The organism is Mammaliicoccus lentus (assembly GCF_947036595.1).
Lineage (GTDB): Bacteria > Bacillota > Bacilli > Staphylococcales > Staphylococcaceae > Mammaliicoccus > Mammaliicoccus lentus.
Genome location: NZ_OX344834.1, coordinates 1,921,228 through 1,934,323, shown reverse-complemented (window position 1 = coordinate 1,934,323; position 13,096 = coordinate 1,921,228). Strand labels below are relative to the sequence as shown.

The 13,096-nt window shown below is 31.4% G+C and carries 13 protein-coding genes and 1 riboswitch; of the genes, 9 read left to right on the top strand and 4 right to left on the bottom strand.

Going from position 1 to position 13,096, the window contains the following annotated elements; all coding sequences use genetic code 11:
* Positions 1-5: 5 nt before the first annotated feature.
* Together ACNMOQ_RS09625 and ACNMOQ_RS09620 are read right to left on the bottom strand one after the other, a co-directional pair.
* Entirely contained in the window at positions 6-581 is a 576-nt protein-coding gene (locus ACNMOQ_RS09625) for an ECF transporter S component (protein ID WP_064205035.1), read from the bottom strand.
* Positions 582-673: 92 nt separating this feature from the next.
* Positions 674-777: riboswitch (TPP riboswitch) on the bottom strand.
* A gap of 274 nt (positions 778-1,051) precedes the next feature.
* Positions 1,052-1,177 carry a hypothetical protein gene (locus ACNMOQ_RS09620; protein ID WP_016999673.1) on the bottom strand — a complete coding sequence of 42 codons (126 nt, stop codon included), beginning with the start codon at positions 1,175-1,177 and terminating at the stop codon, positions 1,052-1,054.
* 147 nt (positions 1,178-1,324) lie between these two features.
* Here ACNMOQ_RS09620 and auxA point away from each other — a divergent pair, with 147 nt between their 5' ends.
* The 7 genes from auxA to ptsP all read left to right on the top strand — a co-directional run bounded on the left by auxA (position 1,325) and on the right by ptsP (position 9,481).
* A complete protein-coding gene (gene auxA, locus ACNMOQ_RS09615; protein WP_016999674.1) occupies positions 1,325-2,623 on the top strand; it encodes a lipoteichoic acid stability factor AuxA in 1,299 nt (432 codons plus the stop codon).
* Between the two features lie 791 nt (positions 2,624-3,414).
* Positions 3,415-4,587, top strand: a complete 1,173-nt coding sequence (locus ACNMOQ_RS09610; RefSeq protein ID WP_416349767.1) for a class I SAM-dependent rRNA methyltransferase — start codon at positions 3,415-3,417, stop codon at positions 4,585-4,587.
* A 69-nt stretch (positions 4,588-4,656) separates the two neighbouring features.
* A complete protein-coding gene (locus tag ACNMOQ_RS09605) occupies positions 4,657-5,196 on the top strand; it encodes a DUF697 domain-containing protein (RefSeq protein ID WP_064211306.1) in 540 nt (179 codons plus the stop codon).
* A 163-nt stretch (positions 5,197-5,359) separates the two neighbouring features.
* On the top strand, positions 5,360-6,451 hold the full coding sequence (locus tag ACNMOQ_RS09600; RefSeq protein WP_064204126.1) for a carbohydrate kinase: 1,092 nt from the start codon (positions 5,360-5,362) through the stop codon (positions 6,449-6,451).
* Entirely contained in the window at positions 6,451-7,368 is a 918-nt protein-coding gene (locus ACNMOQ_RS09595) for a pseudouridine-5'-phosphate glycosidase (protein WP_016999678.1), read from the top strand. The genes ACNMOQ_RS09600 and ACNMOQ_RS09595 overlap by 1 nt, the downstream gene beginning before the upstream one ends.
* A 134-nt stretch (positions 7,369-7,502) precedes the next feature.
* The gene (locus ACNMOQ_RS09590; protein WP_016999679.1) at positions 7,503-7,769 is read left to right on the top strand and encodes a phosphocarrier protein HPr; all 267 of its coding nucleotides are present in this window, start codon (positions 7,503-7,505) and stop codon (positions 7,767-7,769) included.
* Positions 7,769-9,481 (top strand): phosphoenolpyruvate--protein phosphotransferase, encoded by a 1,713-nt coding sequence (gene ptsP / locus ACNMOQ_RS09585; RefSeq protein ID WP_016999680.1) that lies wholly within the window; start codon positions 7,769-7,771, stop codon positions 9,479-9,481. Before ACNMOQ_RS09590 ends, ptsP begins: the two co-directional genes overlap by 1 nt.
* Before the next feature lie 68 nt (positions 9,482-9,549).
* Here ptsP and ACNMOQ_RS09580 read toward each other — a convergent pair whose 3' ends face one another.
* Positions 9,550-10,311: a metallophosphoesterase gene (locus ACNMOQ_RS09580; protein WP_016999681.1), complete on the bottom strand. Its 762-nt coding sequence runs from the start codon at positions 10,309-10,311 to the stop codon at positions 9,550-9,552.
* Complete coding sequence (locus ACNMOQ_RS09575; protein ID WP_016999682.1) at positions 10,308-10,541, bottom strand: glutaredoxin family protein; 234 nt, start codon at positions 10,539-10,541, stop codon at positions 10,308-10,310. The genes ACNMOQ_RS09580 and ACNMOQ_RS09575 overlap by 4 nt, the downstream gene beginning before the upstream one ends.
* 184 nt (positions 10,542-10,725) lie before the next feature.
* Between ACNMOQ_RS09575 and ACNMOQ_RS09570 the strand changes: the two genes are divergently transcribed.
* Complete coding sequence (locus tag ACNMOQ_RS09570; RefSeq protein WP_016999683.1) at positions 10,726-12,072, top strand: cytochrome ubiquinol oxidase subunit I; 1,347 nt, start codon at positions 10,726-10,728, stop codon at positions 12,070-12,072.
* A complete protein-coding gene (locus ACNMOQ_RS09565) occupies positions 12,072-13,088 on the top strand; it encodes a cytochrome d ubiquinol oxidase subunit II (RefSeq protein ID WP_016999684.1) in 1,017 nt (338 codons plus the stop codon). Before ACNMOQ_RS09570 ends, ACNMOQ_RS09565 begins: the two co-directional genes overlap by 1 nt.
* The last annotated feature ends 8 nt before the right edge of the window (positions 13,089-13,096 follow it).

Sequence of the window (13,096 nt, the reverse complement as noted above, 5' to 3'; positions counted from 1 at the left end):
AGCTCCTATAATAAGTCGTAATCTTTTTTAGAAGAAGGTCTGAATAATTTAGTAACACCAGTTCGATCAAGTGCTCGTACAATAGCGTATCCAAGCGCGCCACCTAATATAGCTCCGCTCAGTATTCTTATGCTGAACATTAATATAATATTCCAAGTTGCAACATCGCCTAAATAATTATAAAACCAATCAACGGGTAAAGTAATGATACCAGCCAAAGCTCCAGCTATAATAGCGACAGATAACTTTCTCGATTTATATCGAACAGCTAAAAATACAATTTCACAAGCTAAGCCTTGAAGTAAGGCATATACAAAAGTAGGAATATCAAATTGTCCCATAACTATTGTTTCGCCAGCACCCGCTGCAAATTCTGCTAATAATGCTACACCAGGTTTTTGAATAATCAAATAAGTGATAATAGCTGCAATAAACCAAAAACCATAAATAGATTGCTCTAAATGGAGACCAAGTGGTTTTAAAACTTCATACGGTAACCATAAAAATTTATAAATAATCGCAAATACAGCACCTATTAATACAGTTACTAAAATATCAGATAAAGTTAATCTTTTTGCCATAACTAATTCTCCTTTTTTATATAAAAAAATGCACTTCTATATCTAGATAGAAGCGCATAAAAATATTGTTATCATTATAAAAATGAATATTATAAGATTCACGAACACTTTCCTACGCTAGTATAATCTAGATCAGGTACAAAGGGTTCAGACTTTTTCAGGTCTGTCTCAGTTTAAAACGCCCCTAGTGCATTTATTGATTTGTTAACACTACGATAAGTCTTATTAAATCTTTTGTCAATAAGAACATTTTGTAACATCATATTATTCAAAAATATAATAAGAATGAGGGAGTAGGACAGAAATCTCATTTTATTAAAAAGATTTCGTAGTCCCGCCCCGGCAAAGATTACTAGGGTTAAAAAAGCTTGATATAAGTGCATTTCAGCTACTACCATTATAATGAAAGAGGCTGAGACATGTATTTATGTCCCAGCCTCTCAAGCGTTGAAATTTAAGATAAGATATATTTATTCAAAAGTGTCTTGAATGTTGTCTTTTGTTTCATCTTGTCCTTTATCGTTATCTTTTTTGTTTTCTTGTTCTTTTTTCTTAGCTTTTTCTGCTTCTTCTTTATGTTTATCGTTATTACTCATAATAACACTCCCTTAAAATGTATGATATTATTATATACCCAGGTAGTACTGACTTTTAAACTTATTTATACTTCTTGGGGCTGATTTTCGATTTATTTAAAGACATTTGAAAATGAAACAATTATAATGTTCAATGAGGTGAAGAACATGTCTATTAAGAAAAAAAGCTGGGAAGTTCATTTTAGCCGGATTATAGGTATATTCATTATCATAACGGGCCTACTGATATTATTTAATGCACCACGTATTAAAGATTATAATATTAAAGACTCTGCTAATATCCATATTCGTAATATTTGGGACTTTTTTGTAGCTTTTTTTGATGAGTTAGTAAGAATTTTAAATCACTATATAGGTGGTTTTCCAGTCATTTCGGCAATAATTATCTTGTTGTTCGGCATCTTTGTATTGTTAATAGCACGTACATTAAGAAGAACAACAAATTATGATTATGATATATCTATATTTTATATAGTTTTAACGATTATATTCATGATTATTATTTTAATGACAATGTTCCAAGTTTATAGCTATGCTTCATTTTTATTTATTATCCCATTTGCCATACATGTAGGCTATGTTGTATATAAAAGTGAACTTAATCCATTACATCGAAAAAAACATTATTTATGGATTATCATTTCATACGGAATGTGCTATTTTATTTCACAATTCGCTATGAATCATAATATTGATACAAAAAGCGTTAAACCGCTCGATGTAATGAGTGTGAATTTGTTCTTTATTTTATTATGGTGTTTTAGTCAGATGTCTGTATGGACGAGTCTTTATTTGAGACGATCATTACCAATTAGTGAAGAAGACATTGAAACTGTAAATGAAGAACGTTATTCAAGAGTTAAAAATAATCGATTAACTAGAAAAATATTTACTATGTCACAAGCTTTATACAGCAAATTAGAAGATATGAAGCAAGTTACTTTGGATAAGTTTAATTCTGAAGAGGTAAAAGAAAAAAGAAGAAAACGAAATGAAAAATGGAAAGAAATCATAAAAATTGAAGATGAAGATATACCTAAATGGATGAGAAGACCAAAATGGTTGAAAAAAAGTTATATAGAATGGATTTGTACATTCGTACTTTTCTTATTTACGATTATAGAATTTAACAATAGAAATGGCTTATTCTTATCAGGTGAATGGAGTCTATCTCAAATTCAATATGTATTTGAATGGGTAACATTATTTATAATGATGTTATTAATTATACTATATGCATACTTTAACTATACAACTAATGTTAAAAATACACATAATTTCGGAAAATTATTTGTGATATCAGCATTGTTCTTTGAAATTGCAACTACATTCTTTGTATCGGCACTTCAAACATCACAATTTTCCGTATTTATTACACCGATATCATTTTTATTAATGCTATTTGTTACACCAGCATTTATCATTCATTTGAAAAAATCATTTTAATTTGAAGGGCTTAAAGTCCTAATAATATAAAAGAGCTAGGGATACAAATCCTTAGCTCTTTTTTGGATGAGATTGGTCAAAAAACAAGAGTTGATGATATTGTTGTTGGATTTACTCCGACAATAATCCAAATAGAGCACCTTTGTTGGATTTACTCCGACAATAATCCAACTAGACACACCTTTGTTGGATTAAATACATCAATAATCCAAGTAGACCACCTTTTATTGGATTAACTACATCAATAATCCAAATAGACACCCCTTTGTTGGATTAAATACATCAAAAATCCAAGTAGAGCAGCTTTTATTGGATTAACTCCTTCAATAATCCAAGTAGAGCATCTTTATTGGATTAACTCCTTTAATAATCCAAGTAGAGCACCTTTTATTGGATTAACCACCTCAATAATCCAAGCACACGCACCTTTATTGGATTAACTCCTTCAAAAATCCAAGTAGAGCACCTTTTATTGGATTAACAATTTGGAAGACAAAGTATTTTATAGATTATCAATTGGTACATTATTAGAAATTTATATAAGAGAAGTTGTAATAAGTAAATATTTTTATAGAATTAATTCTAAAAATGTATTGCACGGAATAATCTAATGATTTATACTAAATTTAGTAAGCGTTTACATACAAGGGGATCAAAACTTTCTGGGGGAAATTTTGATTAATAAAATTCGGTTAACAGAGTATTCTAAAGGGGGATACTCTGTTTTTTTGGTGTCTTTGGCTATTTTACGTTATAATATGTGAGACATTTCGAAAGGATGGCCAAAAACAATGAAACAAATTATGCTTAAAAATGGTAAAGAAGATAAATATTTTAGAGGATATCCATTAGTCGACAAAGATGACATTTTTGAAATGCCAAGTATGGATGAAGGTGAATCAGTAGCTTTAGTAGATGCTGGGAAAAACTTTATCGCTACTGCTTATTATGGTGAGCAAAACAAAGGTATAGGTTGGGTATTATCTTTAGATTCCACTGAAAAAATAGACCACAAGTTTTTCGTTAAGTTATTTAAACAAGCAATTCAAGAACGTGAATATTTTGAAAATGTAGATGGCATTAATGCTTATAGGTTATTTAATGCTGAAGGTGACGGAATTGGTGGATTAACAATTGATAACTACGATGGGCATTTGTTATTACAATGGTACTCAGTCGGTATTTATCGTTTGAAAGATAGAATTTTGCCAGCTATTCAAGAAGTTTTCGAATATAAATCTATCTTTGAAAAAAGGAGATTTAAAGGAATGGAAACATCTTCTGATTTCGTAGAAGGTGACGCGCCAGAATTTCCTTATGTAATTGAAGAGAATCATCTATTTTATAATGTGAATTTAGATGACGGACCAATGACTGGTATTTTCCTAGATCAAAAAGAAGTACGAAAAAAAATACGCGACCATTATAGCGAAGATAAAGATATACTGAACTTATTTAGTTACACTGGTGCATTTTCAGTTGCAGCAAGTGAAAATGCTAAAAGTACAACAAGTGTTGATTTGGCAAATCGAGCTAGAACATTAACTGAAGGAAACTTTGGATTAAACGCCATGGATTTAAATAATAACCATATATTTATTATGGATGTTTTTGATTACTTTAAATACGCTTTAAGACATGGTTTAAGCTATGATGTTATTGTCATTGATCCACCAAGTTTTGCTCGTAATAAGAAAAAGACTTTTAGTGTACAAAAAAACTATCCTGAACTAATTGAAGGTGCTGCTTCATTACTTAATGAAACAGGTACTTTAGTATTAAGTACAAATTCAAGTGCGTTTCCGCAAAAAGCATTTAAAAAAATGATAAATCAAACGTTGGATTCATTAGAGCTAGATTATACAATTTCCGATGTGATGGGGTTACCTAAAGACTTCAAAACGCACCCTCATTATAAACCAAGTAAGTACTTGAAAGTTGTTTTTGTACAGATAAATGGTTAAATTCTTCGAAAAAAGGGTATATTTTACTATTCATTAAATTAATAATGAACTGTGAGGAGAATGATTAAAATGGGAATTATAAACAAAATCACTTCAAAAGCTGGAAATAAAGCGTTAGGTATTGAAGAAATAAAAAAACGTTCTGAATTACCAACAACAGAAACTGAATTATTGGAACGAAGAAAAAGAGCTCAAGATCTCGTTCAAAAAAAATCATTAATGTCATCTGCCGCTAATGTTGTGCCGATACCTGGTTTAGGCGTAGGTATGGATATAAAATTAATGGGAGATATCATAGAAGATATTAATAAGATTTACGGATTGAGCCATAAGCAAGTCAATAAAATGCAAGATGATTTAAAACAAAAAGTTTTAACTTCAGCAGCTATGAAAGGTAGTCAATTCATAGGTCAAAAAGTAACGAATGCTATGGTTAAAGTATTTTTTAAATCGGTTGTAAAAAGAGAAGCTGCGAAGCAATCTAGATGGGTACCTCTTGTAGGACAAGCAGTAGCGGGTTCAATAAGTTACTATTTAATGAAAAAAATGGGCGAAGATCACATTAAAAAATGTGAGAAAGTCATAAATGATTTTTTACGTCCATCATAATTAATCCTGTGACTGTCAACAAGTCTTTAAGACGAGTTGGCAGTCTTTTTTTGTAAAATAAATTACATTTAAGTTAACGTTTGCATTATGAATGAAAACGGTTTATAATTCTAATTGTGAACTAAAGTTTGTAAAACAAACAAATGTTTGTGAGGTGAAAATTTTGAACGAGAATGAAAGATTAATTTTAAATTTAATCAAAGAAAACCCGTTTATTTCTCAACAAGAATTGTCAGAGAAAGTTGGCTTATCAAGGCCAGCAGTTGCAAATATCATTTCTGGCTTAGTTAAGAAGGAATATGTTCAAGGGAAAGCTTACGTCTTAAACGAACAAAATCCAATTGTTTGTATAGGTGGCGCTAACATTGATCGTAAATTCCATATTACTGAGCAATTAATTCAAGGTACTTCTAATCCTGTAACATCAGAAACGTCAATAGGTGGTGTTGCAAGAAACGTCGCTGAAAATCTAGGACGTATAGGTGAAGACGTATTGTTGTTAACAACTGCTGGAAATGATGCAGAATGGCAACATATTTCTGATTTGTCATCTCCATTTATGAATGTTGATTACGTTGAAAATATTTCGAGTGAAGCAACAGGTAGTTATACAGCTTTGTTAGATCAAAATGGCGACATGACTTTAGGTCTAGCTGATATGTCTGTATATGATAAAATCACACCTGAATTTATGATAAAAAACACATATTTGCTTAATAAAGCTAAATGTATGATTGTTGATTTAAATTGTCCGAGAGAAACATTAGAATTTCTATGTGCTTATGCTGAAAAGAAAGGTATCAAACTTATCATCATTGCTGTTTCAGGGCCGAAAATGAACCATTTACCACATAATTTACATGCAGTAGATTGGATTATTATGAATAAAGATGAAGTAGAAGCTTATGTTGGTAAAAAAGCAGAAACTGATGAACAGTTAAAATCTTATATTTCTGAAATTAGCAAACAAGGTGCAAAAAATATCATTGTCACTTCTGGTAAAGAACAAATCTTTTATGAAGGACAGGAAGGTATTTTAGAATTTAGTGTAACACCAGTTAAACAAGTAGTAGATGTAACTGGGGCAGGAGATGCATTTACATCAGCTTTGATTTACGGTTGGCTTAAGTCCTATGACATAGAACAAATTGTTAAACTTGCTAAAGCAAATGCAGCAAAAACTATTCAAACACCATTTACAGTTAGACAAGATTTACATGAGAAACAACTTATAAAAGACATGGAGGAATTATAATGGAAAACTATATTCAATTTTCAGAAGAAGTAGAACAAGCTAAAAAGGAAGGTAAAGCAATTATTGCTTTAGAATCTACAATTATTTCACACGGCATGCCTTATCCTCAAAACGTGGACATGGCTAAAAAGGTAGAACAAATTGTAAGAGATAACGGCGGTGTACCAGCAACAATCGCTATTATAGATGGCACTATTAAAGTCGGTTTAAATGATGAAGAATTAGAATTACTAGCAAGTGCTGATGACGTAGCAAAAGTATCAAGAAGAGACATTGCTGAAATACTTGCAACTAAGAGAATTGGTGCAACGACTGTTGCTTCAACTATGATTTGTGCACAATTAGCTGACATCCAATTCTTCGTAACAGGTGGTATTGGTGGGGTTCATAAAGGTGCTGAACAAACGATGGATATTTCAGCTGACTTAGATGAACTATCAAAAACGAAAGTAGCAGTAGTTTGTGCAGGTGCTAAATCTATCTTAGACTTAGATAAAACTTTAGAGTACTTAGAAACTAAAGGTGTACCTGTAGTTGGTTATCAAACAGATGAATTACCAGCATTCTTTACTCGTGAAAGTGGATTGAAATTAAACACGAGAATTGATGATGTAAAAACAATTGCTAAATTAGCTGAAGTTCAATGGGATTTAGGCTTAGATTCAGGCATTGTTATAGCAAATCCGGTACCAGAAGAAGATCAATTAGAACCATCATTTATTAATGGAATCATTGATAATGCAGTTAAAAAAGCAGAAGAACAAGGTATTCATGGTAAAGACTCAACGCCATTCTTATTAGGAGAAATTGTTAAACAATCTGAAGGTAAATCTTTAGAAACGAATATTAAACTGGTTTATCATAATGCAAAAATTGGTACACAAATTGCAGTTGAATATGCAAACTTGTCAGATTAATAATAAATGCACCAAAATGTTGCATACTTATGTAATTTGATTGAATTGTATCTATTTTTTTGATATTCTTTATTCGTATAGATAAAATTTGATTTTATACAAATTAAATAATGGCTTTAGAAGGAGACAATAAAATGGAACAAAAATCTTACGTAATTATTGACGAAACGGGTATTCATGCAAGACCAGCTACTATGTTAGTTCAAACTGCATCTAAATTTGATTCAGATGTTCAATTAGAATATAACGCTAAAAAAGTTAACTTAAAATCAATCATGGGTGTAATGAGCCTTGGTGTTGGTAAAGACGCTGAAATTACTATCTACGCTGAGGGTAGTGATGAGAAAGAAGCGATCGAAGCTATTACAGACGTATTATCTAAAGAAGGTTTAACAAAATAATGTCTGAAATATTAAAAGGTATAGCTGCATCTGATGGTGTAGCTATTAGTAAAGCTTATTTACTAGTTGAACCTGATTTATCATTTTCAAGTGAAAATATCAGCGATGTAGACGGCGAAGTTGAAAAGTTTAAAGCTGCTGTGAATCAATCAAAAGTTGAACTAACTCAAATTCGTAATAATGCTGAAAAGCAACTTGGTGCTGATAAAGCTGCAATTTTCGATGCACATTTATTAGTGTTAGAAGATCCAGAGTTATTAAATCCAATTGAAGAAAATATACGCAATAATAAAGTGAACGCTCCAACTGCATTACAAGAAGTATCTAATAATTTCATTAGTATTTTTGAAAATATGGATAATGAGTATATGAAAGAGCGCGCTGCAGATATACGAGACGTATCTAAACGTATATTAGCTCATATTTTAGGAGTAGAATTACCGAATCCTAGTATGATTAATGAAAGCGTTATTATTGTAGGGGAAGATTTAACACCATCTGATACAGCACAACTTAACAAAGAGTTTGTTAAAGGTTTTGCTACAAATATTGGTGGAAGAACTTCGCACTCTGCAATTATGAGTCGTTCTTTAGAAATACCTGCAGTAGTAGGTACAAAAGATATAACTGACCGTGTTAAACATGGTGATAGCTTAATCATTGACGGATTAACTGGAGACGTAATCATTGATCCTAGCGAAGATGAAGTTCTTGCTTATGAACAAAAGCAAAAAGACTTTTTTGCTGAAAAACAAGAGCTTGCTAAGCTAGTAAATGATGATTCAGTTTCTAAAGATGGTGTTCATGTTGAACTTGCTGCTAATATTGGAACACCGAATGATTTAGAAGGTGTTAAAAATAACGGTGCACAAGGTATCGGCTTATATCGTACTGAATTCTTATACATGGGAAGAGACAATATGCCTTCAGAAGATGAACAATTTGAAGCATATAGCAAAGTATTAAAAGAAATGGATGGCAAACGTGTTGTCGTACGTACTTTAGACATTGGTGGAGATAAAGAATTATCTTATTTAAACTTGCCTAAAGAAATGAATCCATTCTTAGGATACAGAGCTATTCGCCTATGTTTAGATCAAACAGATATCTTTAGAACACAATTAAGAGCATTATTACGTGCATCTGAATATGGAAAGTTAAACATCATGTTCCCAATGATTGCAACTATCCAAGAATTCAGAGATGCTAAAGCAATCTTACTTGAAGAGAAAGAAAAATTAGTTTCTGAAGGTGTTAAAGTTGATGATGATATCGAAGTAGGTATCATGGTAGAAATACCAGCAACTGCAGCATTAGCTGACATCTTTGCTAAAGAAGTAGATTTCTTTAGTATCGGAACTAATGATTTAATTCAATATACTATGGCTGCTGACCGTATGTCAGAACGCGTTTCGTATTTATACCAACCATATAACCCTGCAATTCTTCGCTTAATTAAGCAAGTAATTGAAGCTTCACATAAAGAAGGTAAATGGACTGGTATGTGTGGTGAAATGGCTGGCGATAACACAGCTGTTCCATTATTACTTGGATTAGGTCTAGATGAGTTCTCTATGAGCGCAACAAGTATCTTAAAAGCTAGAAAACAAATAAAAGAATTAGACCAAAAAGAAATGCAAGAATTAGCTAATAGAGCTATTAACTGTGCGACTTCTGAAGAAGTTGTAGAATTAGTTAATGAATTAGCATAAATTGAATTTAATTATATATATAAAGAGGGATTTCTTAATAATTAAGAAATCCCTCTTTTTTATAAAAATTATTTTCCTTTTAAATAAAATATAGCAATTTCAGGATTGCAAAATACTCTAATCGGTAACCTAGTCATACCAATCCCTTTATTAACATAAAGATATTGTCTATGTCTAATTTGATATAGACCTTGCTTGTATTTCTTACCAAGTGCAGGTGTATGCAACGCACCGAATACAGGAAGTCGTATTTGTCCACCATGGGTGTGGCCAGATAAAACGAGATTTATATTTGGGTTGAGTAATCGAACTTTATCAGGTTCATGCATTAAGCAAACTCTAAAATCAATATAATCATCTTTGTCATAAAATGAGTTACTAAAATTTGGTTGACCGAAACATAAATCATCAATGCCGTAAATAGAAAGATTGCCAGCACAGGTTTTGACTACTTGTGTTTCATTTAATAAAACATTAAACCCTGAAAGTTTCATTATTTTTATAACAGTACTGATACTATTGGAACCATAGTCATGGTTTCCTGGAACAAAAAATTTGCCATATTTTGATTTAAGGGTTATGAATAAAGGTATAACTAGATAAGGGTCAAATTTAATTTTGCCGATATCATCAAAGCAATCACCAGTTAAACATATGATATCAGGTTGCATATTATTAATTTTGATCACAAGTTGGTGTAATGATTCTAAGCCAGAGTAATAACCAATATGCAAATCTGTTATATGGACAATTTTTAAGTTAGATTTGAGTTCAGTGTAAAATGTGTGCTTGAGCGTTACTATATCAGAAGTAGGGAAATTTATTTTCATTGTGTTATACCTAGTGCTTTATTAAATGATTCAATATCTACTTGGTAGAATACTTTATCATCAATTAAAACAGTTGGAGTCGAAAAACTATCTAAGTCGATAAGTTCTGATTTGTATTTTGAGTTTTTAATATTTTTTTCTGTATAGTCAATTTCATTTTGATCAAAGTACTGTTTTACAAATTGACAAGGTGGGCATTGATCTTGTGTATAAATTATGACGTTTTTCATTGAATTCACCTCTACTTTATATAGTCATATTATAATGATTTGTTAGCTTATTCAACGGATTAGCATAATGATGACATGAATTTGTCATGATTTGTTAAAACTTTTAGATTTTATTAAGTAATAATTTGTTGTATAATGAATTTAAATTGTGATATAAATCACATACGTTGAATGGAGGAATATTATGGATGCAGTAGTTGTAAGTCGTTTACTAACTGCAATGACATTAGGTTTTCATATTATATTTGCAACGATAGGTGTAGGTATACCGCTAATGTTTGCTATCGCAGAATTCATAGGGATTAAGAAAAATAATCCTATGTATATTGCAATGGCTAAACGATGGTCAAAAGGTTACACAATAACTGTAGCAGTCGGTGTAGTTACGGGAACAATTATCGGGCTACAATTATCATTATTATGGCCATCATTTATGCAGTTAGGTGGACAAGTTATTGCCCTTCCATTATTTATGGAAACATTTGCATTTTTCTTTGAAGCAATTTTCTTAAGTATTTATTTGTACACTTGGGATAGATTTAAAGGAAGATGGACACACTTTTTAATTAACTTACCAGTTATTATAGGTGGGACATTCTCAGCGTTTTTCATTACATCAGTGAACTCTTTCATGAATACGCCTGGAGGATTTGATTTTATCAACGGTAAATTGATGAATATTGATCCAGTTGCAGCTATGTTTAACGCTTCATTTGGAGTACGTTCATTTCACGTTGTAGCAACAGCGTTTATGACTGCCGCATTTATTTTAGCAAGTATAGCAGCTTATAGACTTATTAAAAATAAATTCATCGATGATAGAGAATATCATAAAAAAGCACTTAAATTAACAATGATAGTTGGTTTGGTTGCGAGTTTATTATCAATGCTTGCAGGGGATTTATCAGCTAAATTTTTACATGATGAACAACCTGAAAAATTAGCAGCTATGGAATGGCACTTTGAAAGTGAATCCAAGGCCGATTTAGTATTATTTGGTTATGTAGATGAGAAGAGTCAAGAAGTTAAAGGCGCTATTAAAATTCCTGGTGCTTTAAGTTTCTTATCTGATAATAACTTTAATACAGAAGTGAAAGGTTTAAATGACTTTAAGAGTGATGAAACACCACCACTCATTATACATTACTTCTTTGACTTAATGGTATTCTTTGGAGTTTATTGTTTTGTTGTATCAGCACTGTTTGTTGTTTTAAAATGGACGAAAAAATGGTCGCAATTTAACAAACCATTATTATACTTAACTGTGCTAACTGGACCATTAGCAATGCTAGCGATTGAATGTGGATGGTTCTTAGCAGAAATGGGTAGACAACCATGGATTTTAAGGGGCTATTTAAAAGTGGCACAAGCTGCTACAAACGCTGATGGTTTAAGTCTAGTGTTTATTGCTTTTGCTATACTTTATTTAGTACTCGGTATTTCATCAAGTTATGTATTAATCAGAATGTTTAGTCACAGTAAAGCAACAGATGATGTAAATAAAGTTATAGAAAGAAGGGGTGAAGTATAATGGATTATCAACACATAGGTGTCACAGTACTTTGGCTCTTCTTATATGGCTACATTGTTATCGGTGCAATTGATTTCGGGGCAGGATTCTTTTCTTTCCATGCGAAATTAACTAAACAAGATCATATTATAAATGGATTGATCTCCAGATATTTAAACCCTGTTTGGGAAGTTACAAATGTATTCTTCGTATTCTTCTTTGTAGGAATCGTTGGATTCTTCCCAGATTCAGCTTACTACTTTGGTTCAACATTATTGATACCAGGAAGTATAGCTCTAATATTATTAACAATTCGTGGTAGTTTCTACGCATTTGAAAACTACGGACAAGATAGTAAATTATCATGGTTGTTCTTGTATGGTGCTACTGGTTTGCTTATTCCGGCATCATTATCGACAATTTTAACAATTGCTGAAGGTGGATATATTAAAGAAACATCAAGTGGTGTTCACTTAGAATGGATGACACTATTATTAAGTCCTTATGCTTGGGCAGTAGTGTTCTTAGCTATTATCTCAGTACTCTATATCTCATCAGGTTTCTTAACGTACTATGCTAATAAAGCTAAAGATACTGAAGCTTATCATTTATTAAGACAATGGTTCTTAATTTGGGCACTTCCAATGATTATTATTTGTCAGTTTGTTTTCTTATCATTAAGACAACATAATGAAAGACACTTTACCAATGCGATTGAAAATTATTGGTGGTTATTTGCTTTAAGTATGGTATTCTTCATTATTGCTGTAGTATTGATATATCTTAAAAAGGCGCATGGTTTTGCATTTACGATGATTCTGTTACAATTTGGAACAGCATTCTTTGGATATGGCTTAAGTAAATTACCTTATATACTTGAACCATATATTAATATTGATAAAGCTGTCGTAAATGAACAAATGGCGCTTATGTTAGTCATAGCATTTATTTTAGGTTTACTTTTACTAGTTCCATCGCTTATATTATTATTAAGATTGTTTATCTTTGATGCAGATTACGTTAAAGGTAAAAAATAATTTCAGGA

What these genes read in the sequence shown, in the direction of transcription:
- ACNMOQ_RS09620 (WP_016999673.1), bottom strand. Translation starts at nt 1,177, where the DNA reads ATGAGTAATAACGATAAACATAAAGAAGAAGCAGAAAAAGCTAAGAAA.
- ACNMOQ_RS09610 (WP_416349767.1), top strand. Translation starts at nt 3,415, where the DNA reads ATGAAACAAATTATGCTTAAAAATGGTAAAGAAGATAAATATTTTAGA.
- ACNMOQ_RS09590 (WP_016999679.1), top strand. Translation starts at nt 7,503, where the DNA reads ATGGAACAAAAATCTTACGTAATTATTGACGAAACGGGTATTCATGCA.
- ACNMOQ_RS09570 (WP_016999683.1), top strand. Translation starts at nt 10,726, where the DNA reads ATGGATGCAGTAGTTGTAAGTCGTTTACTAACTGCAATGACATTAGGT.
- ACNMOQ_RS09605 (WP_064211306.1), top strand. Translation starts at nt 4,657, where the DNA reads ATGGGAATTATAAACAAAATCACTTCAAAAGCTGGAAATAAAGCGTTA.
- ACNMOQ_RS09565 (WP_016999684.1), top strand. Translation starts at nt 12,072, where the DNA reads ATGGATTATCAACACATAGGTGTCACAGTACTTTGGCTCTTCTTATAT.
- ptsP (WP_016999680.1), top strand. Translation starts at nt 7,769, where the DNA reads ATGTCTGAAATATTAAAAGGTATAGCTGCATCTGATGGTGTAGCTATT.
- ACNMOQ_RS09575 (WP_016999682.1), bottom strand. Translation starts at nt 10,541, where the DNA reads ATGAAAAACGTCATAATTTATACACAAGATCAATGCCCACCTTGTCAA.
- auxA (WP_016999674.1), top strand. Translation starts at nt 1,325, where the DNA reads ATGTCTATTAAGAAAAAAAGCTGGGAAGTTCATTTTAGCCGGATTATA.
- ACNMOQ_RS09625 (WP_064205035.1), bottom strand. Translation starts at nt 581, where the DNA reads ATGGCAAAAAGATTAACTTTATCTGATATTTTAGTAACTGTATTAATA.
- ACNMOQ_RS09580 (WP_016999681.1), bottom strand. Translation starts at nt 10,311, where the DNA reads ATGAAAATAAATTTCCCTACTTCTGATATAGTAACGCTCAAGCACACA.
- ACNMOQ_RS09595 (WP_016999678.1), top strand. Translation starts at nt 6,451, where the DNA reads ATGGAAAACTATATTCAATTTTCAGAAGAAGTAGAACAAGCTAAAAAG.